This window comes from Streptosporangium sp. H13245 (assembly GCF_055690525.1).
Genome location: NZ_JBSZKT010000008.1, coordinates 240,822 through 261,856, shown reverse-complemented (window position 1 = coordinate 261,856; position 21,035 = coordinate 240,822). Strand labels below are relative to the sequence as shown.

Genomic DNA, 21,035 nt, shown 5'->3' with positions numbered 1-21,035 from the left:
ATCCTGCACGAGGTAGAGCGGTGACTGACTTGCCAGGTCGGGAAAACGACCCCAACGAGAATCCGTTCGCCATGTTCGGCAACCCGGAGCAGATCGCAGCGGCAATGCGCCAGTTCGCCGACATGCTCTCCGCTCCGCCGACCTCAGGTCCCGTCAACTGGGACATGGCGAAGAACATCGCACGGCACGTGGTGGTCGCCGAGGGCGATCCAAGTGTCATGGAAGGCGAGCGGCGCCAGATCGTCGACGCCCTGAATCTGGCCGATCTATGGCTCAACGAGGCCACCTCCCTGCCGAGCGGGGTGAGCAACCCGCAGGCGTGGAGCCGTTCCGAGTGGATCGAGAAGACCGTCCCGGTCTGGCAGAAGCTCTGTGACCCGATCGCCGCCCGCATGGTCGAGACCATGAGCGGCACGCTCGGCGCCGCGGGCCTGCCCGCGGAGGCCCAGGCCATGGCCGGGCCGCTGATGGGGATGATGAAACAGATGGGCGGCATGATGGTCGGCCAGCAGATCGGCCAGGCCGTCGGCTCGCTCGCCCTCGAAGTGATCGGCTCCACCGACATCGGCCTGCCGCTGTCGGACAGCGCCGCCCTGCTGCCCGGCGGCGTCGCGGCGTTCAGCCAGGGTCTGGAGACCCCCGCCGAGGAGATCCGCCTCTACCTCGCCCTGCGCGAGGCGGCCCACCACCGGCTGTTCCAGCACGTGCCGTGGCTGCGCGCGCACCTGCTCGGAGCCGTGGAGGAGTACGCCAGAGGCATCACGGTGGACGCTTCCGCGCTGGAGGAGCAGCTCCGCGGGCTCGACATCAACAATCCCGAGCAGCTCCAGCAGGCGCTGAGCGGCGGCAACCTGCTCAAGCCCGAGGAGACCGAGCGGCAGAAGGCCGCCCTGTCCCGGTTGGAGACCATGCTCGCCCTGGTCGAGGGGTGGGTCGGCACCGTCGTGGACGGCGCCGCGGACGGCAAGCTCCCCTCGGCGACCGCGCTGTCGGAGACCGTACGGCGCCGCAGGGCGACCGGCGGCCCCGCCGAGCAGACCTTCGCCACGCTCGTCGGCCTCGAACTCAGGCCCCGCCGTCTGCGCGAGGCCGCCACCCTGTGGCAGGCCCTGGAGGCCGACCGGGGCGTCGACGGCCGCGACGCGGTCTGGGACCACCCCGACCTGATGCCCACCGCCGACGACCTCGACAACCCCGAGAGGTTCGTACGGGGTGAGCCCGAGCTGGACCTTTCGTCCCTGGAGGGGACCCTGCGGGAGCCCCCGGCTCCTCCGGCCGCTTCCGGTGAGGAAGGCGACGACACGAAGGGCCGCAAGGACGACGGCGGCGGGGACGGGGGCGTGTGAGCCTGCGCGCCGACGCGAGGGACGTGCTCACGGGGTGGACCGCCCCGACGGCGGAGGAGGAGATCCTCCGCAAGGAGTTCCTGGAGCACGTCCACGCCAACGACGACGCGATGTGGCGCGAGTGCGTCACCGGCCACCTGACGGCCACGACCGCGGTGCTCTCCCACGACGGTGAGCGGGTGCTGCTGACGCTGCACCCCAAGGCCGGGATGTGGCTGCCCATGGGAGGTCACTGCGAACGCGGCGACGCCTCCCTGGAGGCGGTCGCGCTGCGTGAGGCCACCGAGGAGTCCGGCATCCCCGGCCTGCGGCTGCTGCCGGGCCCGCTCGCGCTCGACCGGCACCTGGTCTGGTGCCATCCGCCGCACAGCAGCCACCTCGACGTCGAGTACGGCGCCGTCGCCCCCGCCGACGTCGAGGCCGTGATCAGTGCCGAGTCGCTCGACGTGCGCTGGTTCCCGGTGGAGGAGATCCCCGAGCTCTCCGACGAGGCGACCCGCCGCCTGGCCCGCCGCGCCCGCGAGGTCCTGCGCTCCGGGTGACCGGCCGCTCGGCTTCGTACAGTTTGATTTCGTACGGTTTAGCTTCGTGTGGCATGGTTTCGTATGGTTCCGGGCCTGTCCCCGAGGGCGTTGGACCGTTTTACGCTTGCCTCACCTCGCCCCGGTTATCTTCGTTCCCATCGAGCTGTACGGAACGATCGAGGCACTGTGAGCGTGGACATCGTGGCTGACAGGGGCGCCGGAGGCATCGGGGGCACGGTCGTGCCCCCGGCGCGACACCGCCGGAGGATTCCCAAAACTCTCGCCTGGGCCGCGGTGACCCCGTTCGCCGCCTGGGCGGTGGCCCGGGTGGCCGGGCTCGAACGCGACGCGCTGACCACCCAGCTCATGACCGGCACCCCGTACGTGGCCGCGGCCTCGCTCGTGCCGGTGCTGCTGTCCGCGCTGGTCCGCAACCGGACGGTGACGGCCGTGGCGCTGGTCACCACCGCGGCGCTCGGTCTCAGCGTGCTTCCCAGGGCCTTCCGTTCCGGGGACCCCGTGGCCGGAACGCCCCTGCGGGTGCTGACGCTCAACACGCTGTTCGGGCACGCCGAGCCCGACGCCGTGATGGACCTGGTCCGGCGGCTGGGCCCGGATGTGTTCAGCACCCAGGAGCTGACCCCGGGGATGGTCGAGAAGCTGCGGGAGGCCGGGCTGGAGAAGATCATGCCGTACCAGGTGCTGGAGCCGGAGTGGAGCGCCGGAGGCAGCGGCCTGTACGCGCGGTATCCGCTGACGCCCAGGAAGAACCTGTTCGAGGCGATCGGGCACAACATGCCCGCCGCGCTGATGACCGTGCCCGGCGCCGGGCCCGTCGAGATCGTCGACGTGCATCCCTTCCCGCCGCTGGGCAGGCAGGTGTACGACTGGACGGCGGCGCTGGAAGCCCTGCCCTCCGCCGCGCCCGACACGATCCGCATCCTCGCGGGCGACTTCAACGCCAGCCTCGACCACGCGGCCATGCGCCGTTTCCTGAGCCGCGGCTATCTGGACGCGGCCGACAGCGCCGGGGAGGGGCTCACCCCGACCTGGCCGGTCAACAAGCGCGTCCCGGCGCTGATCACGATCGACCACGTCGTGGCGGATCAGCGGGTGGGGGTCAGCGCGGTCAGCGTGCACACCGTTCCAGGCACCGACCACCGGGCGGTCTTCGCCGACCTGCGCCTGCCTTCGTCCTGACGGGTTTCCCGGCTTTCCCGGCTTTCCCGGCAGGGGTCCGGGAGCTCAGGGTGAGAGCAGTGCCCGGGTGTTGTCCCAGCCCTCCAGGCCGGGGTCGAGGAGGCGGATGTCGCCGGGAGTGCGCAGGCGGTGCCAGCCGGGGCCCCTCGCGACCATGCGGCTGCCGGGCGCGGAGGCGCGGAGTGCCTTGACCGGGTCGGGGTCGTCGAAGCCCACCGCGGCCCAGTCCGGATAGGGCAGGTGGGCGGCGAGCGCCACCGTACCGCCCCCGGCGTCCGGGCAGACGGCGATCATGGCCCGGCCCAGCTCGCGGAAGAGCTTGCCGATGAGCAACGGGGGCAGGTCGGGCGCGTCGGCGCTCAGCAGGACCGCCTGTTTGCCGTACGGAAGGGCCGCGAAGGCGGCCTCGACCAGGGCGCTCCCCGAAAGATCGGGAATCTCGACGACCGGGGTGCCCGGCCAGACGATCTCCTCCATGCCGGGGACGCTCGTCACCACGACGGGGGAGACGAAGTCGAGCCCGGCGACGAGCTCGTAGGCGTCCTCGGCGACGGCCGTGAGGAAGTCGGCGGCGTCGACTCCCGGCGGGGCCGCGTCCGCCACGGAGGGCGTGACGAGAACGGCCACCACTCGATCTTCCGTCAACATTCCTCCGCGGAACCGTGAGCCGCCGTGGAGAATCCCTCCAGGAAGCCCCGCGCCCGCTCGGCCTTGGGATATCGTTCCACAAGCGCCCAGAAGCGCGAGCCGTGACTCGGCACCAGCAGGTGGACGAGCTCATGCATGATCACGTAGTCGACCACCCACGACGGCATGCCCCGGAGCCGCGTGGAGATCCTGATGGTTCCGTGATCAGGAGTGCACGAGCCCCAGCGGTGCTGCTGGTTCTCCACCCAGCGCACGCTCGACGGCTTCGCGTCCCCGCCCAGATATCGGGCAGAAAGATCGACGGCCCGATCGAGGAGATCGTCGTCGGAGGGACGTCTGCGCTGCTCCTTGGCCGCGAGGCGATCGAGCATACGGCGCACCCATTGTTCCTCATCGGTGCTACTCAGACCGGCGGGGAGGAGCACGATCGTTTTCTCGCCGTCGCGGTACGCAGAAACCGTCCGCCGGCGGCGAGAACTGCGGCGGACCTCGACTGTCTCGGGGGGCACATATGAACGGTAGCCGAGAATGGCGAATTCACACCAGGGGGTAGAACACGTTCCCGCTGGTCAATCCCCGTTCGCCGATTGTTCAGCCCGGGTGATCAACTAAGACCGCGACTTATCTAATTAACCTGGATATCAGCCGTCTCATGCGTTGCCGAATCGCGGGACCCGCTGTTCTCTCTGGGCTGCGAGCCCTTCAAGCATGTCGTCGGAGATCATCGTGACCGGCTGGGCGAGGGACTCCCAGCGCAGCGCGGCGTCGAGGTCCGCGTGCCCGCCACCCGCCAAGGCGATCTTGGTGAGCCGGGTGGCGACCGGCGCGTTGGCCGCGGTGCGCGACGCGATCCCCATCACCTCGGACATCAGTGACTCGCGGGGAAACGCCCTGGTCACCAGCCCCGCGGGGGCGGCCTCCGCGCCCGTCAGCGTCCGTCCCGTGAGCAGCATCTCCCTGGCCACGCCCACCCCGGCGACCCTGGGCAGCAGGTAGGTGGCCGCCATGCCGGGGTGCAGGCCCAGCGAGGTGAAGGGGGCGAGCAGCTTGGCCTCCTCTGCGGCGTAGATCAGGTCGCAGGCGAGGGCGAGGCACAGTCCGGCCCCGACGGCCGCGCCGTTGACGGCGGCGATGGTCGGCACCTCCAGATCGGCGATCGCCAGCCAGGTCCGGTAGAAGCCGAGCATCCGCTCGCGCAGGGCGGGAACCCCCTCGGCGGCCCGCTCGGCGAGCCAGGACAGGTCTCCCCCGGAACAGAACGCGTTTCCCGCCCCGGTGACGACGACACATCGGAGGTCGCGGTCCGCCGCGAGATCGGCGATGGCCAGCCGCCATCGAGCGGTCATTCCGTCGGTCATCGCGTTGCGCCGGTCAGGGCGGTTCAGCGTGAGCACCGCGACGCCGTCGGTACGCCGGTCGATCAAGAGCTCGTCCATGCCGGGGAGCGTACCCATCGCTTTCCGGGGTTGTGTACCGCTTTTCGAACCCGTCTGCCGGGCGCGTCTCCTGACCTCCACCGTCGCCGGGGTGCCCGTTTCCCGGTCCGGCCGCCTCCCTGACTCCCTTCCTGGTCCTCCTTGATCCGTCCCTGGTTCATCTCGCCCGGACGTCCCCGGAGTGGAAGTTCGTTCGGGTGGATCTCACAGAGCAGGACTTGTCCCCCGAAGGGAGATATATCTCCCGGAGTGGCCGCCCGGGGCCAGGTTATCCACAGGGTGGAGGTTATCCACAGGCGGCGGGAACGGCGTCCGGGATCTTGTGGGGGCGTGCCACGCTGGCACCTCCAGCCACCCGGCCGACCCGCGAATCACTCGCGGGCCACCCGCCGACCCCGCCCACGCCCTGCTCACCGGCTCGCTCACGGGCCGCCCCCGAGAAAGGCTCTCCGATGAGACCACGTCTGAAGCCCGCTCTGCGCCGCGTCGCCCGCGACGGACGCACCCTGCAGTTCGGCCTGCACCCCCGCCACGCGGTGGTGCTGACCGATCTCGAACCGGAGGTCCGCCGCTGGGTCGAGAGCCTCGACGGCGTCCGAGATCTCGCGGGCGTGCTGGCCGACGCCGCCGAGGCGGGTCTCGACGCGGAACGCGGCCGGACCCTGCTCGATCTGCTGGTCAGCCGTGGCGTGGTGGACGACGCGGGGGCGGGTCCCGGCCCGCTGCGCGCGCTCGCGATGGCCGAGCGTGACCGGCTCCAGCCGGACCTCGACGCGCTCTCCCTCACTCCGGGCACGATCGACGGCGGGCTCGCCGTGCTGGAGCGCAGGCGGGAGGCCCAGGTGCGGGTTTACGGTGCGGGCCGGGTCGGCGCGCAGGTCGTCGGCCTGCTCGCCGCCTCCGGAGTCGGCCGGATCTGCGTCATCGATCCCGGTACGGCCCGGCGACGGGATGTCGTCCCCGGCGGGCTCGGCTGGACAGAGGTGGGCATGAGCAGGCAGGACGGCGCGGTCGCGGTGGCCAGGAGGCTGGCGCCCGGTCTCACGGCATGGACCGGCGACGGAGCGGCCAACCTGGCCGACGGGTCCAGGCCTCCCGACCTGGCGGTGCTCGCCCCGGTGGTGCCCCTGGACGGCCTCCTGGTCAAGGAGCTCGTCGAGTGGGAGATCCCGCACCTGCTGGTCACCGCCTTCGAGGGCTCCGGGTCGGTCGGCCCCCTGGTGCTGCCCGGACGGAGCACGTGCCTGCACTGCCTGGATTTGACCCGGCGAGATCGTGACCCCGGCTGGCCCGTCGTCAGCGCGCGGCTGGGCGGCTTCCCCGCGGGAGAAATCGCGTGTGGGACGGTGCTGTCGACGCTGGTGGCGGCGTCGGCGGCAGGCCACGCACTCGCTGTGATCGACGGCCGTGAGCCCGCTGTGACCAACAGCACAATGGAAGTATTGCCAGATTGGAGCTGGAAGAGGCGATCCTGGAGTGTTCATCCTCAATGTCGTTGCTTCCGAAACGACATGGGTTCGCTAACAATGGTCGCGTCGGCTACCTGCCGCTGACGGACACACAGCGAAGGGAGGGAGCGGCGTCTCGCTGTACCAGCGGATGCGCCGCCAACCAAGGTGAGTGACCTTCCGCGCCGCGCCGTCGCGCGCTCTGCCAAGCTGGCCGCCCTGCCGATCGGGTTCGCTGGACGCACCGCTCTCGGTCTCGGGAAACGGATCGGGGGCAAGTCCGCCGAGATCGTCGCCCAGGAAATCCAGGAACGCACCGCCGAGCAGATCTTCAAGGTTCTCGGAGAGCTCAAGGGCGGGGCGATGAAGCTCGGCCAGGCGTTGTCCATCTTCGAGGCGGCGCTGCCCACCGAGGTCGCCGGTCCCTATCGCGCGACCCTGACCAAACTCCAGGACGCGGCTCCGCCACTTCCCGCGGCGACCGTGCACAAGGTCCTCGTCGAGCAGCTGGGCGACGACTGGCGGGAGAACTTCCTGTCGTTCGACGACCGGCCCACCGCCGCCGCGTCGATCGGGCAGGTGCACAAGGCGGTCTGGCACGACGGCCGGACGGTCGCGGTCAAGATCCAGTATCCGGGGGCGGGGAAGGCCCTGCTCTCCGACTTCACCCAGCTGGCCCGGCTCGGCAAGCTCTTCGGGGTGCTGTTGCCCGGCCTCGACATCAAGGCCGTCCTGAGCGAGTTGCGCGAGCGCGTGGTCGAGGAGCTCGACTATCTCCACGAGGCCGAGGCCCAGCACGCCTTCGCCCTGGAGTTCAAGGACGACCCCGACTTCCTGATCCCCGACGTGATCGCCGCCAACGAGCAGGTGCTCGTCTCCGAATGGGTCGACGGCACTCCGCTGTCGCGGATCATCACCGACGGCACCCAGGAGGAGCGCGACCGGGCCGGGCTCCAGCTCGTCCGTTTCCTGTTCTCCTCACCCGCGCGGCTGGGCATGCTCCACGCCGACCCCCATCCGGGCAACTTCCGGATCGTCGAGGACGGCCGGATGTGCGTGCTCGACTTCGGTGCGGTCAACCGGATGCCCGACGGATACCCGCCGGTCTTCGGGAAGCTGACCCGCATCTTCAACAACGGCGACATGTCCACCGTGGTCCAGGGCCTGCGCGACGAGGGCTTCATCCAGCCGCACATCGAGATCGACCCCGAAGCCCTGCGGGCGTTCCTCGCCCCCTATGTCGAGCCAACCGCCGTGGAGGAGTTCTCGTTCAGCAGGGAGTGGCTCCAGCGGCAGGCCGCGACGGCCACCGACCTGCGTCCCGGCAATGTGGTGCGCCAGCTCAACCTGCCCGCCTCGTACGTCCTCATCCACCGGGTGCACGCGGCGGGGGTCGGCGTTCTCTGCCAGCTCGGTGCCACCGCCCGCTTCCGCGAGGAGGTCATCCGCTGGGTCCCCGGGTTCACCGACGAGGATTCGGGAGAACCCACCCTCACCACCGCCTGAGGGGCGTTTCCCCTCCTGCGACTCCTACGACGCCCCATGACATCTGGCGACATCCCTCGATGCCCCGTGATGTCCCTCGGCGTCCGTACCGTTCCGCAGGCTTTCGTAGCCTTTTGTGGGCTTTTGTGGCGCCCTGCGGCTTTCCAGGGTGTCTCGCGGTGCCCGGTGACATCCCACGACGTCCCGTGGCGGGGTGGGCCCGGCGGGTGGTGTGGGTCCGGCGAAACGCTTGAGGGGTGACCCGCCGGAGCGGGTCACCCCTCGTTCGTTCGTCTCGCTCTTCTGGTCCGGCTCGTTCTTCTGTCTGTCTTCCGTGCGGCTTCGCGGGTTTCTCGGACGTCTTCCCCACGTCGCCGCCGGTCCCTACCGGTCACAGGTCCTTGCCAGTCACAAGTCCTTGCCGGTCACAGATCCTTGCCGGTCACAGATCCTTGCTGGTCACAGGTCCCTATCGGTCAGGCCAGGAGATCGGACAGATCAGACGAGGCGCAGGATCGCGCTCCGCAGGCGCGCCGAGGCGCGCTCCGCGTTGCGCTGGGCGCGCTGGAGGCGTTGAAGGCCGACGGCCCTGCGATGCTCCTCCGCCTCGCGGTGGAGGGTCCGTATTCGGTCACGGACCAGTTCTTCTTGCATAGACGACAGGTCGAGGCCTCTGGCGGTGAAGTAGCTCATCGGAGTGGTCCTTTCGAGGACGTGCGGCTTGTGGTCGGTCGGGTTCTCGGTGGTTCAGGTTCTTGGTGGTTCGGATCTCGGCGGTCCGGGTTCCTGGTGGTTCAGGATCTCGATCGTCCGAGTTCTTGCTGGTCCGGGCGGTGACCGGATTGTTCAGGCAGCGACCGGGTTCTTGCGGGGACGCCCGCGCGGACGCTTCCGGGGGACGATCGCCCCCCGCAGAACGAGCTCGCCGCCCCAGACACCCCACGGCTCCTCGCGCTCCAGCGCGCGGGCCAGGCAGGCCTCACGGATCGGGCAGCCCCCGCAGAGCGCCTTGGCGAACTCCACGTCCTCCGGAGACTCGGCGAACCACAGGTCGGGGTCGGTACGACAGGGGATTGTGGCTTCGTCGATCAGGTCCATGACCGTCTGGGCCCCCATCTGCTTCACCTCTCAGCTAGGTGTTGATCTTCGGTTACCTCTTGGGGTGGGGGTCAGGAATGACGCGGACAAACAAGAAGGCCGCGGATCCTGGGTGCGGATCCGCGGCCTGAAGGCTTTTTCCTCGGTCAGGTTATGACCGGAGGATGCCCCCAGGGTTGCGGACCGCGCAGTCCACCGTTTCCGATGTGCTTGGTCGTTGCTGCGTAGCTGCCGCCCACTCGGTTCCGAGCAGCCGGGACGTCCGTCGCCGGGAGGGCGACCGGAGCGAACCAACGGCCGGTTTCGGCCGGGAAATGGGCGGGATTGGCCTGCAGGACCAGAGTCGCCACGCCGTCGGCGAGGATGGTCTGGCCGCCGCAAGGCAGAACGGTGTTACGGCGCGCAGAAGTGAGCCCCATCTGGGACGACATCAGGATGTTCTTCACAGCGGACTCACCTCCATTCGTTGATCGTCGGACAGTGGTGTCCGACTTGCTTGAGCATGACCCTAAACCCCGGCCCGGGGAGTGGGCAACATATTTTCTACCTGCGGCTTTGCGACTATCTCACGCGGATCATGGCCTCCTGTACTACCGACACGGCCAGTTCCCCGGACCGGGTGAACATCTCGCCCTTGGCGAGCCCCCTCGCCGCCCCCGACCACGGCGACTCCTGGGCGTAGAGCATCCACTCGTCCACCCGGAAAGGACGGTGGAACCACATCGCGTGGTCCAGCGACGCACCGGAGAGATTCGACGCGCCCCATGCGAGGCCGTGGGTCAGCAGCACGGTGTCGACCAGGGTGAAATCGGAGGCGTAGGCGGCGAGCACCACGTGCAGCAGCGGATCGTCGGGCAGTTCCGCGTCGTAGCGGAACCACACGTCGGTGTTCGAACCGCGAAGCTCCGGGTCGCGGTAGGCCTCCCAGGTGAGGGGGGTCACGTAGCGGACGTCCACCGGCCTCGGCTTGGCCAGCCACTCGCGCAGCGGCGACTCCTCCCCCACGGCCTGGAGCATCCGGTCCTGGAAGAGCGGCAGATCCTCGGGACCGACCACCTGGGGCATCGTGGTCGCCTGGTGCTCGACGCCGGGCTCCGTCACGTGGAAGGAGGCCGACATGGTGAAGATCGCCTTGCCGTGCTGGATGGCCACCACCCGCCGGGTGGTGAAGGACCGGCCGTCGCGGACCCGCTCGACGTTGTAGACGATCGGGATGGCCGGGTCGCCGGGACGGATGAAGTAAGCGTGCAGCGAGTGGACATTACGGTCGCCGGGCACCGTCCGTCCCGCAGCGAACAGGGCCTGGGCGGCCACCTGACCACCGAAGACTCGCTGGATGCGCTCCTCCGGGCTGCGCCCCCTGAAGATGTCGAGCTCGATCTGCTCCAGGTCGAGCAGGTCCAGGAGCTCCTTTAACGCCTCGTTCACGCGCCCTCCGTCTGGTTCGCGGCGATACGGCACAGTTCGAGTACCGCCTCACCATAACGATCCAGTTTGACCCGTCCTATTCCGGTGATCGCCAGCAGGTCCTGTTCCGAGAGCGGAGCCCGTTCGGCGATGGCCTGGAGGGTGACGTCGGTGAAGATCGCCCACTGCGGGATCTTCTCGTGCTTCGCCACTCCCGTACGCCAGGACTTGAGCGATGCGAGCAGCGCCTCGTCGCAGTCGGCGGGGCAGCCGGAGCACCTGCCGAGCTTCTGTTCCGTGGCGGCGGCCAGGGTCTTGCCGCAGACCCGGCAGCTGATCGGCGCGGCGACCTGGCGGCGGTCGGCCGTCGCGGCCGGGGCCGAGGCGCGGCTTCTCTGCGCGGCGCGGCCGGTGAGCCCGTCCAGGAAGCGGGACGGCTTGCGGGATCGCCGCCCGCCGGGCGAGCGCGCCAACGCCCACGACAGCGCCAGGTGGGCGCGGGCGCGGGTGACGCCGACGTACAGGAGGCGGCGTTCCTCCTCGATCTGCTCGGGCGCCTCGGCGTAGATGATCGGCAGCATGCCCTCGGTGACGCCGACGAGGAAGACCGCGTCCCACTCCAGGCCCTTGGCCGCGTGCAGCGAGGCCAGGGTGACGCCCTCGACCGGCGGCGCGTGCTGCTCCCCGGCCCGGCGCTCCAGCTCGGCCACGAAGGCGGGCAGGTCGGCGCCCGTGGCGGCGAGGTCCTCGGCGAGGTCGGCCAGGGCCTTCAGCGACTCCCACTTCTCGCGGGCCTTGCCGCCGCCGGGGGCCTCGGGGGTGAGCCCGATGCCGGACAGGATGTGGTGCACGGTCGAGGCGAGCGTGTCGCCGGGCTCGGCCGAACGGGCGGCGCCGCGCAGCAGCACGACCGCCTGGCGGACCTCGGGACGCTCGAAGAAACGGTCGGCGCCGCGCAGCACGTACGGCAGACCGGCCTTGGCGAAGGCCTGCTCGTACGCCTCGGACTGGGCGTTGACCCGGAACAGCACGGCGATCTCGCGGGTCGGCACGCCGCCGCCGACGAGCTTCTTCACCGCCCGCGCCACGCCCTCCGCCTCGGCGGTCTCGTCGTCGTACTCGGTGAAGACCGGTTCGGGGCCGTCCGGGCGCTGGGCGATCAGGGCGAGTTTGTGCGGGGTTCGCGCCCTGTCGAGCACCCGGTTGGCCAGGGAGACGACCTGGGGGGTGGAACGGTAGTCGCGGACCAGCTTGATGACGGTGGCGTTGGGGTGCTCGACCGAGAAGCCGGTCAGGTAGCGGGGGGTGGCGCCGGTGAAGGAGTAGATCGTCTGGTTGGGGTCGCCGACCACGCACAGGTCGTCACGCCCGCCGAGCCAGGTGTCGAGCAGCAGCTTCTGCAGCGGGTTGACGTCCTGGTACTCGTCGACCACGAAGTAGCGGTACTGCTGGCGGATCTGGGAGGCCACCTCGCGGTGCTCGGTCATCACGGCCGCGGTGAGCTCCAGGATGGTCTCGAAGTCGACCAGGTGCCGGTCGCGGCGGAGTCTCTCGTAGGCCTCGTAGAGCCGGAAAACTTCCTCGGGGGGCACGGGCGAGGTCCGGCCCGCCTTCCTGGCGGCCTCCGCGTAGTCCTCGGGGGCGATCTGGGTGACCTTGGCCCATTCGATCTCGGAGGCGATGTCGCGCAGTTCGGAACGGTCCTGGTTCTTGCGCAGGGCGCGGCAGGCGTCGATCAGCAGCGGCAGCTTCGACTCGATCACCCTGGGCGGGTCGCCGCCGATGACACGCGGCCAGAAGTAGGTGAGCTGGCGCAGCGCGGCGGCGTGGAAGGTGCGCGCCTGCACGCCCGGCGTGCCGAGCTGCCGCAGCCGCTGCCTGAGCTCACCGGCCGCACGTGTGGTGAACGTCACCGCCAGCACGCCCTGGGCGTCGACCACCCCGCTGTGGACCGCGTGCGCGATGCGGTGGGTGATGGCGCGGGTCTTGCCCGTCCCCGCTCCGGCGAGGACACAGACCGGCCCCCGGACGGCTTCGGCCACCTCACGCTGCTCGGGATCCAGTGCCGCCAGAACGTTGTCGGGCTCCACGGAGCCTCCTTACACGCAGTCGAACGGACCGGGCGGCAACATCCTCCCAGTCACTGGCCAAGCATCAGTCATTCTGGCAACATGCCGCCGTCAACCTATGTGGTTCGTCGAGATGCGCAAAGCGGGCTTTTTACTCCACAATGGGGTCCGAACGATTCCGGGGAAGGAAGAGGCCCGTGCGAACTGGGGTAACCGTGGGCGCGCTCGCCCTGGCGACGGCGATGGTCGGACCCGCGGTGGTGTACACAACCGCCCACGCCCACGCGCTCTCGGCTCCAGCCCAGGCCGGAGGCACACCCAGCCCGGCGAAGGCCGTCACCAAGGATGCCTCCGCCGGTACGGCGAAAACCGACGCGGACAGCGCGGACAGGGCCGAGATCAGCAGGTACGGCATGGCGAAGGCCAGTACCGGAGTGGCCAACATCGGCACGGCCGAAACCAAGGCCGGGGCCGGTGTGGGTGTCGGCGGAACGGGTGGCGCGGCCGGGCCCCGGAAGAGCGGTACGGGCAACCCCACGCCCCCTCCGGTGGCCAACCCCGACCCGCTGGTCCAGGGCACCGTCGTCAACACCGTCGCGTACGGCCCGTACGCCCGCCAGCGCATGGACGTCTGGTACCAGACCGACGAGCTGAAGCGGCCGGGTGTCTTCCTGATCCACGGCGGCTGGTGGTCGTCGGGCGACAAGAAGTACATGACCGAGATCAGCCGGAGCTACGCCGAGCAGGGCTACGTCGTCTTCAACATCAACTACCGCCTCTCCGTCGACGCCTCCTGGCCTGCCCAGCGCACCGACACCCTCGACGCCATCGCCACCGCGCGGCGGCACGCGGCACTGTGGTCCTTCGACCCGAACAACTACGTGGTCGTCGGTTTCTCCGCCGGAGGCCACCTGGCCGGTGCCGCGGGCACCTACAGGAACGGCCTGCCCGGCCTGCGCGGCGTGGTCGGCATCTCCCCGGTGATCTCCCCGCTCACGGCGTACACCGAGGGCGCCGACACCTTCGACCTGGAGAAGCGCAAGCTTCGCAACTCGGCCATCAGGCTCGCGGGGGGTTGTGAGCCCACCGGTAAGTGCGCCAAGGTCTGGGCGAGCATGGAGGTCCCGTGGCACGCGAGCCGCGGTGACGCGCCCATGCTGGTCGTGCACTCGGAGGACGAGTTCGTGTCGTCGGAGCACGGCAAGCAGCTCAAGGAGCACCTGCGCCAGGTCGGTGTGCCGGTGACGATCGTGACCGCGCCCGGCGTCGAGCACAGCGCGCCTCTTTACCGGCTGCCCGGCGTGGCGGAGCGGGTTCAGCAGTGGGTCGCGGAGAAGCTGCTCTCATCGGGAAGATGAACGGCTCTCGCTTTGTTGCCAATGGCGCCGGACATCACATGAGGGGATTTCTCACGACATGGCGCTGACTGTGTACACCACGACCTGGTGCGGCCCCTGCAAGCGACTGAAGAGCCAGCTCAGCCGCGAGGGGATCTCCTACAACGAGATCGACATCGAGAGCGACCCGGACGCCGCCACGTTCGTCATGAGCGTCAACAACGGTAACCAGGTCGTCCCCACCGTCGTGGTGGACTCCCCCACCGGCCGGGTCGTCAGGACCAACCCCTCGGTGATCGAGGTCAAGCGCATCCTCGCGGGCGCGAGCGTGTAGCCGCTTCGGCGGCGTCAGGGCCCCGGTTCCGTTCTCACGGACACCGGGGCTTTCGCGTGCCGGGACGACGGCCGTTGGCGGGCGGGGGTTACCAGTCGCCGGTCAGCGGTTCGCCGTACCAGGTCTCGATGAGCCTGCGGGCGATCGACACCTCCGGAGGCAGGCGCACCTCGCCGCTCTTCATCGCGGCCAGCAGCTCGGCGCGGCTGAACCAGTAGGCCTCGGCGATCTCCTCGTCGTCGAGGACGAACTCCGTCGACGTGGCCCGCGCGAAGAAGCCGAGCATCAGGCTGCGCGGGAACGGCCAGGGCTGGCTGCCCATGTAACGCGGCTCGGCGACGCGCACGCCGACCTCCTCGGCCACCTCGCGCGCCACGGCGTGCTCCAGCGACTCGCCCGGCTCGACGAACCCGGCCAGCACCGACAGCCGCCCCTCGGGCCACTGCGGCCCCCTGGCCAGCAGACATCTGTCATCGTCGTCGTGGACCAGCATGATCACCGCGGGGTCGACCCGGGGGAAGTGCTGGCTGCCGTCCTTGGGGCAGACGCGCACGTGCCCGCCCGCGCGCACCTCGGTGGCGTTCCCGCACCGGGGACAGAACTCGTGGGTGGAGTGCCAGGCGTCCAGGGCGACCGCGTACACCAGCAGCCCGGCGTCCAGGTCCCCCAGCAGCGAGCCCACCTGGCGGAGCCCCGTGGTGAGGGTCTGGCCCTCCTCCAGCTCCGAGGGGGCGAGCGGGGAGACGATCCGGCTGGGGGGACCGGTGTGGACGCTGTCGGCCAGCGGCGCCGCCACGGCGAAGTAGGCGACGCCCTCGGCGTCGACGCCGAGCAGGTAGCGCTCCCCGTCCGGCGCGTCGGCCGTGGGCAGCAGGACCAGCCTGGCCTCTCCGCCCTCGCGCCGGACCAGCGCCTGCCCGTCGTCGACGACCACGACCCTGGTCGCGGCGTCCGCCCAGGCCCTTTCGAGCCACCCGGCGTCGCCGCGAAGCATCGCCGACCGGTCGATGGCACTGCGCGCGAGCAGCAGCGGTCCCAACAGTCCTTCTTGTGCCGTGATCTCCACGCCGTCCCGCCTCCCCAACCGAGTGCACATACTATGCCGCCGGACGAGGCCCTTCTCCGCCCTCCCCCTGCGTACGGGCGGGAGGGGGGCGCGCGTCCCGGCACATCACCGGCTTTTCCATCCTCCCCCTCCCTCTCGTCCGGTTCTTCCGGCCCCCGCTTCTCCCGGTACGAGGAGAAGCGCGGGTACCGGGACTTTTCTCCCGGTACCCGCGCCTCTCGTGACGCGTCCCATCCGCTCTGTCCCGTGGTACCGCGCCGTCAGCTCGCGAACACGATCACGTTGTCACGGTAGCTGCGCCGCTCGCGGTCGAAGGTCCCGCCGCAGGTGATGAGCCTCAGCTCGGCCCCCTTGGAGGATCCGTACACCTGCCCGTCGGGGATCCGGCTCTTCGGGAAGCGGGCCAGGCGCCGGACGGTGAACGTCACCGTGCTTCCGTCGGCCCGGTCGACGTGGACCCGGTGTCCCGGACGGAGTTTCCCGAGCCTGTAGAAGACAGCGGGTCCCGTCCTGGAGTCCACGTGCCCGGCGATGACCGCCGCACCGGCCTCGCCGGGCTCGGGACCGGCCTTGTTCCAGCCCACCCGGTCGAAGCGAACCGGGGCGACCAGCTTGTTCCTCGCGTCCAGCCTCAACGCGATCACCGGGGTGGAGACCCCGATCGCCGGTACGCGGAGCCGCACGGGGTTGGCGACCTGCCCTCTGGCAGGAGGCCGTACGACCTGGGCGGCCGGTCGTACGACCTGGGCGGCCGTGGAGGTCGTGGAGGCTGTGGAGGTACTGTGCGCGGCGACCTCGGTGGAGCACGCGGTCATGGCCACGAGGGCGGAGAGAGTGGAGAGAGCGGCCACGAGAGCACCGGGGGTCCGCACGGTCAGCTCCCCGAGGTGAACCGGCGGCTGAACCAGAAGCCGCCACCCGCCAGCAGCCCGGCACCGGCCAGTCCCACCGGCACCCAGAGCGGCATGCCCTCCTTCTCGGCCATCCCGCCGAACCCGGTCTCCACACCACCGGAGGGGGCGCGGTCGTCGTCATCGTCGTCGTCGCGGGAGATACCACCCTGACCGGTGTCCACTCCGCCCGCGGGGGCGCGGTCGTCATCGTCGTCATCGCGGGAAGCACCGCCCTGACCGGTGTCCACACCACCCGCAGGCGCACGGTCATCGTCATCATCGTCGTCACGGGAGACGCCGCCCTGGCCGGTGTCGACACCACCGGCGGGAGCACGGTCGTCGTCATCGTCGTCGTCGCGCGATGTGCTGCCCTGGCCGGTTTCCACGCCGCCCCTGGGGAGGTCGTCGTCCCGGTCGTCGGCGGGTCCGGCTCTCCGGTCGTCCCTGTCATCGCGGTCGTCGCGGTCGTCGTCGCCGTCATCGTCATCACCGCCTCTGTCGTCGTCATCGTCATCGTCGTCGTCCGCGACGTGGATCGCCGCCGTGGAAGAGGCCGGGAACGCGGACGCCTGGGCCGCCGGGATTCCGGCGAGGACGCCGGTGGTCCCGAGTCCGAGGGTGATCGCGATGGCGAGCAGGGTCCGCCGTAGTACCAGGCTCATCTGGCCCTCCTGGGGGTCGTTCCGCACCTTCTGTGCGGATGACTCCAGATTTCCGGTGGCCGGTGGACCCAGGATGAGCGCGGGATGAGAGGGCTCTCACCGGACGCGCAGGCGGTAGCCGGAACCCCTGACGGTCTCGATCCGCTCGTTTCCCAGCTTGCGGCGCAGGTAGCGGACGTAGACGTCCACCACGTTCGAGCCGGGGTCGAAGTCGAACCCCCACACGTGGCTGAGCAGCTGCTGGCGGGTGAGAACCTGGTCGGGGTGGCGGCAGAAGATCTCCGCGAGGGCGAACTCGCGGGTGGACAGGTCGACGGAGCGCTCGCCCACGTGAGCCCGCCGGGTCCGCAGGTCCAGGGCGAGGTCGCCGACACGCAGGACGGTCGTCTCGGGGACGCGTTCCGGGCGCAGGCGCAGCCGTACCCGGGCCAGCAGTTCCTCGAAGGAGAAGGGCTTGGCCAGGTAGTCGTCGGCACCGCCCTCAAGACCGGCGACGGTGTCGGCGACACTGTCGCGGGCGGTGAGGATGATCACGGGAATGGTCGCCATCTCCTGCCGGAGCCGCCGCAGGACCGTGAAACCGTCGCTCAGGGGCAGCCCGATGTCCAGGATCATCAGGTCGAAGAGACCGGCGCGGGCGTACTCGTACGCCGCGACCCCGTCCGCGACGACGGTGGTCGTGAACCCGTTGCTTCGCAGGCCCTTCTCCAGGAAGGACGCGATCCGGCCCTCGTCCTCGGCTATCAGGATGCGGTTCACCCTCGGCTCCTCCCTCGGGGACTGTCACGGTCACACCCTCCACACCGCACGGGTGTGGAGGGAGGGCTCTCCCCGTACGAGGACATCAGGCCCCGTACGGGAGCGTCGGGGGGATCTCCTCGTACGGGAAGGAGAGCAGGAAGAGCGCCCCGCCCCCTTCCGCCGCGCGGACCCGCGCGGTGCCCCGGTGCGCCTCGGCGATGGAGCGGACGATGGCGAGGCCGAGTCCCGCGCCGTCGTGCGCGCCGGTGCGGCCCGCGCCCCGGACGAACCGGTCGAAGATCCGTTCGCGGTCCTGCTCGGGAACTCCGGGGCCGGTGTCGCGCACCCACAGCTCCACCTCGCCCTCCCGTACGGCGGAACCGACCGCGATCAGGTCGCCGGGACCGGTGTGCCGTACGGCGTTGGCCACGAGCTGCATCAACGCCTGGGTGAGGCGCTGCCTGTCGGCCGTGACCTGTTCCTCGGCGACCGCGTCCACCCGCCAGCGGCGCTCTCCCAGGGCGCGGGCCTTGGCCACGACCTCGACGGTGAGGTCGGCGAGTTCGACCTCACCGGGGGTGACGAAGCCCGGCTGCTCCGACCTGGCGAGCATGATCAGGTCGTCGACGATCCGGTTCATCCGTCCCAGCTCGTCGGTGACCAGGGCCAGGGTCGCGGCCCGGTCGTCGGGGTCGTCGCCCATGAGTTCGAGGTGGCCCCGGACGACCGTGATCGGGGTGCGCAGCTCGTGCCCGGCGTCGTCGAGGAAGTCGCGCTGCACGGCGAAGGCGCGTTCCAGCCGGTCGAGCATGTGGTTGAAGGTCGCGGCCAGCGCGGAGACGTCGTCGTCACCGTGGACGGCGAGGCGCCTGCTGAGATCGCCGGAGCCGCCGATGCGCTCCGCGGTCTGGCGGACCAGCCGCACGGGAGCGAGGACCCTTCCCGCGACGAACCACCCGGCGGCCCCGGCCAGGACCAGCGCCGCCAGCGCGGTGAGGCCCAGCACGCGTACCACCTCGACGATCTCCCGGCGTTCGAGGTCGTAGAAGACGATGGCCACGAAGGCGCCCTCGATCTCGCCGTCGGCGACCACGGGCATGACCGCCCAGCGGACGCGCCCGGCCGTACTGGTGGCCCAGTTCTGTTCGGGCTCGGTCGCGGCGGCCAGCCGTGTCACCAGCGCCCGGTCGGTGTCCAGCGCGGCCGGGGCGTCGGCGTACGTACGCCACCGGACCTTCCCGTCCACGATCACGAAGAAGGTCTCGTGACGGTCGGGCGCGTTGACCGCCAGATAGTCCTTGAGCATCGTTCTGGGAGGTACGGCCGTGCTCTTCGCGTACCTGCGGAGCTTCTCCATCTCGTTGGCCAGCTCGGCGCTCACCCGGTCGTCGAGCGTGGCCAGCAGGATGGTCCAGGTGGCGAAGACCGAGACGCTCAGGGCGAGGCCGACGACCAGGAGCATCCAGCCCACGATGCGGGCTCGGGCGCTCACCGCTCGGCCATCGCCCCGGCCGCCGCCGTCGTCCCGGTCACCGTCGTCTCGCTCGTCGTCTCGTTTACCGTCATCTTGGCCATCGCTTCGGCCGCCACCGTTTCGGCTGTCACCGTTTCGGCCGCGGCCTCGGGTGTCGCCGTCGTCTCAGTCGTCATCGCCGCCGCCGTCGTCATCGTCGTCCCCGTCGTCGTCCCCGCCGCCCCGCGGTGGTGGCGGGGGCTTCACGGGCTCCGCCCGCTCCCTGCCGGTCACGCGGGACGCCCCTGGCTCGCCGGATGTCGCGGACGGCCGATCGTCCGGCGTGGGGCTCGCGGAGGGAGGCGGCTCCGCGATACCCGGTGAGGCGCCGGACGTCTCGCTCCCCCGGTTCCGGTCGACCACGACGACCTCCCCGAGGTCGCCCGGGTTGCGTTGGACCAGAACCACGACCGCGACCATCGCGACCGCGGTGGCGAGTATCCCGATCAGTACGGAGACGGTGGATGTCCTGCGGCTCATGGCGTCCACGCTAGGCGCCGTCACAGGAGATCAGGCTGTGACGGAGATGAGAAGACTCTCATCATCGGGCGACACGGACATGTACTGTCAATAGGCCGATCACCTCCGCGTGATGATCGGCCTCAGGCTAGGATCGCCGAGTTAGGTTAGCCTTGCCTGATATCGGGGGTCCCTGCATTGCGGCTGTACCTCACCGCGCTGAAACCGACCGACTCGGTCACCGACGGCTTCCTCCCGGCGGCACGCGCACTCGGCTGCGAGGTCACGATCCTCACCGACCGCCCCGAGCGGTACCGCGACTCCGGTGCGGAGGTGCTCCGCTGCGACGTACGCGACGCGCGGGCGGTGATCGACACCGTCGCGCACCACCGCGTCCCGGACGCGATCTTCTCGAACTCCGACCACATCCAGGCGGAGACCGCGCTCGCCGCGGCGTACTTCGGCCTCCCCGGCAAGGACTGGCGGGCCTGCGTCGACACCAAGAACAAGGCGCTCACCCGGAGGCGGCTCGCCGCCGCCGGAGTCGAGACCGTCCGTTCCGCGCGGCTGGCACCGGCCGACCCACTGCCCCCGGACATGCCGTTCCCCTCGGTCGTGAAGCCTCGCGAGGGCGTGGCCAGCGAGGACGTCGTGCTGGTCCGCGACGCGGGCGAACTCGCGGCGGCCGTCGCGGCCATCCGGGACAGGCGGCCCGGAGAGACACTGGTCGTGGAGGAGTATCTCGACGGCCCCCTGCACACGATGGAGACGCTCGGCGACGGCGAGCGGATCGAGGTGCTCGGCGGTTTCCGCACCACCCTCGGGCCGCTGCCGCACTTCGTGGAGGAACGGCTCGACTGGGAGCCGCCCCCCGGCCGCGACCACGTGCTGCGGGCACTGGAGGCGCTGCGGGTGGGGTTCGGGGCCTGCCACACCGAGTACGTGATGACCCCGGCCGGGCCACGGATCGTCGAGGTCAACTACCGGGTGATCGGCGACCACTGCGACTTCCTGCTGGCGAGCATGCTGGACGCGCCCCTGTTCGAGCTCATCCTCGGGGTGCATCTCGGGGCGGAACCAAAGCCTCCCGGCCGGACCGAGGGGCACGCGACCGCGCTGAGCCTGGTCGCCGACCGCAGGGGGACCGTGGTGAGGGCTCCCGGCACGATCGTTCCCGCGCCCGGCGACCCGGTCCGGATCTGGCACCGGCCGCTGCGCGCCGTCGGCGACCGGATCGACCTGAGCAACACCAACCGCGACTACATGGGCATCGTCCGCGCGATCGGGCCCGATCGGGCACGGGTGGACGCGGCCGTCGCCGCCTTCACCACGGAGAACCCGTGGGTGATCGCGTGAACCGGGAACCCGG

The 21,035-nt window shown here is 70.3% G+C and carries 23 protein-coding genes; 8 read left to right on the top strand and 15 right to left on the bottom strand.

What is annotated here, in order from left to right; genetic code table 11:
- The first annotated feature begins 20 nt into the window (after positions 1-20).
- The 3 genes from ACW9TB_RS16815 to ACW9TB_RS16805 all read left to right on the top strand — a co-directional run bounded on the left by ACW9TB_RS16815 (position 21) and on the right by ACW9TB_RS16805 (position 3,070).
- Complete coding sequence (locus tag ACW9TB_RS16815) at positions 21-1,346, top strand: zinc-dependent metalloprotease (RefSeq protein ID WP_472748956.1); 1,326 nt, start codon at positions 21-23, stop codon at positions 1,344-1,346.
- On the top strand, positions 1,343-1,888 hold the full coding sequence (locus ACW9TB_RS16810) for an NUDIX hydrolase (protein WP_472748955.1): 546 nt from the start codon (positions 1,343-1,345) through the stop codon (positions 1,886-1,888). The genes ACW9TB_RS16815 and ACW9TB_RS16810 overlap by 4 nt, the downstream gene beginning before the upstream one ends.
- Before the next feature lie 183 nt (positions 1,889-2,071).
- Positions 2,072-3,070, top strand: a complete 999-nt coding sequence (locus ACW9TB_RS16805) for an endonuclease/exonuclease/phosphatase family protein (RefSeq protein WP_472748954.1) — start codon at positions 2,072-2,074, stop codon at positions 3,068-3,070.
- A 45-nt stretch (positions 3,071-3,115) separates the two neighbouring features.
- Here the strand turns inward: ACW9TB_RS16805 and ACW9TB_RS16800 are convergent, their stop codons facing one another.
- The 3 genes from ACW9TB_RS16800 to ACW9TB_RS16790 form a co-directional block, all read right to left on the bottom strand.
- Positions 3,116-3,697, bottom strand: coding sequence for a glycosyltransferase family protein (locus ACW9TB_RS16800; RefSeq protein WP_472748953.1), 582 nt, complete (start codon positions 3,695-3,697; stop codon positions 3,116-3,118).
- Positions 3,698-3,711: 14 nt separating this feature from the next.
- Complete coding sequence (locus tag ACW9TB_RS16795; protein WP_472748952.1) at positions 3,712-4,227, bottom strand: M48 metallopeptidase family protein; 516 nt, start codon at positions 4,225-4,227, stop codon at positions 3,712-3,714.
- A 141-nt stretch (positions 4,228-4,368) separates the two neighbouring features.
- Positions 4,369-5,154 (bottom strand): enoyl-CoA hydratase/isomerase family protein, encoded by a 786-nt coding sequence (locus ACW9TB_RS16790; RefSeq protein ID WP_472748951.1) that lies wholly within the window; start codon positions 5,152-5,154, stop codon positions 4,369-4,371.
- A gap of 452 nt (positions 5,155-5,606) precedes the next feature.
- Between ACW9TB_RS16790 and ACW9TB_RS16785 the strand changes: the two genes are divergently transcribed.
- Positions 5,607-6,707, top strand: a complete 1,101-nt coding sequence (locus tag ACW9TB_RS16785; RefSeq protein WP_472748950.1) for a ThiF family adenylyltransferase — start codon at positions 5,607-5,609, stop codon at positions 6,705-6,707.
- Between the two features lie 63 nt (positions 6,708-6,770).
- Positions 6,771-8,108, top strand: coding sequence for an ABC1 kinase family protein (locus tag ACW9TB_RS16780; RefSeq protein WP_472748949.1), 1,338 nt, complete (start codon positions 6,771-6,773; stop codon positions 8,106-8,108).
- A 477-nt stretch (positions 8,109-8,585) separates the two neighbouring features.
- Here the strand turns inward: ACW9TB_RS16780 and ACW9TB_RS16775 are convergent, their stop codons facing one another.
- The 5 genes from ACW9TB_RS16775 to ACW9TB_RS16755 all read right to left on the bottom strand — a co-directional run bounded on the left by ACW9TB_RS16775 (position 8,586) and on the right by ACW9TB_RS16755 (position 12,682).
- On the bottom strand, positions 8,586-8,780 hold the full coding sequence (locus ACW9TB_RS16775) for a hypothetical protein (protein ID WP_350972140.1): 195 nt from the start codon (positions 8,778-8,780) through the stop codon (positions 8,586-8,588).
- Positions 8,781-8,933: 153 nt separating this feature from the next.
- A complete protein-coding gene (locus tag ACW9TB_RS16770) occupies positions 8,934-9,203 on the bottom strand; it encodes a WhiB family transcriptional regulator (RefSeq protein ID WP_329085648.1) in 270 nt (89 codons plus the stop codon).
- A gap of 128 nt (positions 9,204-9,331) precedes the next feature.
- Positions 9,332-9,631 (bottom strand): hypothetical protein, encoded by a 300-nt coding sequence (locus tag ACW9TB_RS16765; protein WP_472748948.1) that lies wholly within the window; start codon positions 9,629-9,631, stop codon positions 9,332-9,334.
- Between the two features lie 115 nt (positions 9,632-9,746).
- Positions 9,747-10,613 carry an acyl-CoA thioesterase gene (locus tag ACW9TB_RS16760; protein WP_472748947.1) on the bottom strand — a complete coding sequence of 289 codons (867 nt, stop codon included), beginning with the start codon at positions 10,611-10,613 and terminating at the stop codon, positions 9,747-9,749.
- Positions 10,610-12,682, bottom strand: coding sequence for an ATP-dependent DNA helicase UvrD2 (locus ACW9TB_RS16755; protein WP_472748946.1), 2,073 nt, complete (start codon positions 12,680-12,682; stop codon positions 10,610-10,612). Before ACW9TB_RS16755 ends, ACW9TB_RS16760 begins: the two co-directional genes overlap by 4 nt.
- Positions 12,683-12,858: 176 nt before the next feature.
- Here ACW9TB_RS16755 and ACW9TB_RS16750 point away from each other — a divergent pair, with 176 nt between their 5' ends.
- Both ACW9TB_RS16750 and ACW9TB_RS16745 read left to right on the top strand, forming a co-directional pair.
- A complete protein-coding gene (locus ACW9TB_RS16750; protein ID WP_472748945.1) occupies positions 12,859-14,019 on the top strand; it encodes an alpha/beta hydrolase in 1,161 nt (386 codons plus the stop codon).
- Between the two features lie 58 nt (positions 14,020-14,077).
- Complete coding sequence (locus tag ACW9TB_RS16745; RefSeq protein WP_344745685.1) at positions 14,078-14,332, top strand: mycoredoxin; 255 nt, start codon at positions 14,078-14,080, stop codon at positions 14,330-14,332.
- Positions 14,333-14,420: 88 nt separating this feature from the next.
- On the opposite strand, the gene nudC is transcribed toward ACW9TB_RS16745, so the two are convergent.
- The 7 genes from nudC to ACW9TB_RS16710 form a co-directional block, all read right to left on the bottom strand.
- Positions 14,421-15,398, bottom strand: a complete 978-nt coding sequence (gene nudC / locus ACW9TB_RS16740; protein WP_472748944.1) for an NAD(+) diphosphatase — start codon at positions 15,396-15,398, stop codon at positions 14,421-14,423.
- 260 nt (positions 15,399-15,658) lie between these two features.
- On the bottom strand, positions 15,659-16,270 hold the full coding sequence (locus tag ACW9TB_RS16735; protein WP_472748943.1) for a class F sortase: 612 nt from the start codon (positions 16,268-16,270) through the stop codon (positions 15,659-15,661).
- Positions 16,271-16,272: 2 nt separating this feature from the next.
- Positions 16,273-16,953 (bottom strand): hypothetical protein, encoded by a 681-nt coding sequence (locus ACW9TB_RS16730; RefSeq protein WP_472748942.1) that lies wholly within the window; start codon positions 16,951-16,953, stop codon positions 16,273-16,275.
- 96 nt (positions 16,954-17,049) lie between these two features.
- Positions 17,050-17,712, bottom strand: coding sequence for a response regulator transcription factor (locus ACW9TB_RS16725; protein ID WP_472748941.1), 663 nt, complete (start codon positions 17,710-17,712; stop codon positions 17,050-17,052).
- Between the two features lie 85 nt (positions 17,713-17,797).
- Positions 17,798-19,186: a sensor histidine kinase gene (locus tag ACW9TB_RS16720; RefSeq protein WP_472748940.1), complete on the bottom strand. Its 1,389-nt coding sequence runs from the start codon at positions 19,184-19,186 to the stop codon at positions 17,798-17,800.
- Positions 19,183-19,344 (bottom strand): hypothetical protein, encoded by a 162-nt coding sequence (locus tag ACW9TB_RS16715; protein WP_472748939.1) that lies wholly within the window; start codon positions 19,342-19,344, stop codon positions 19,183-19,185. Before ACW9TB_RS16715 ends, ACW9TB_RS16720 begins: the two co-directional genes overlap by 4 nt.
- A complete protein-coding gene (locus ACW9TB_RS16710) occupies positions 19,334-19,687 on the bottom strand; it encodes a hypothetical protein (protein WP_472748938.1) in 354 nt (117 codons plus the stop codon). The genes ACW9TB_RS16715 and ACW9TB_RS16710 overlap by 11 nt, the downstream gene beginning before the upstream one ends.
- Before the next feature lie 177 nt (positions 19,688-19,864).
- On the opposite strand from ACW9TB_RS16710, the gene ACW9TB_RS16705 reads away from it, so the two are divergent.
- Positions 19,865-21,022: an ATP-grasp domain-containing protein gene (locus ACW9TB_RS16705; protein WP_472748937.1), complete on the top strand. Its 1,158-nt coding sequence runs from the start codon at positions 19,865-19,867 to the stop codon at positions 21,020-21,022.
- Positions 21,023-21,035 lie beyond the last annotated feature (13 nt).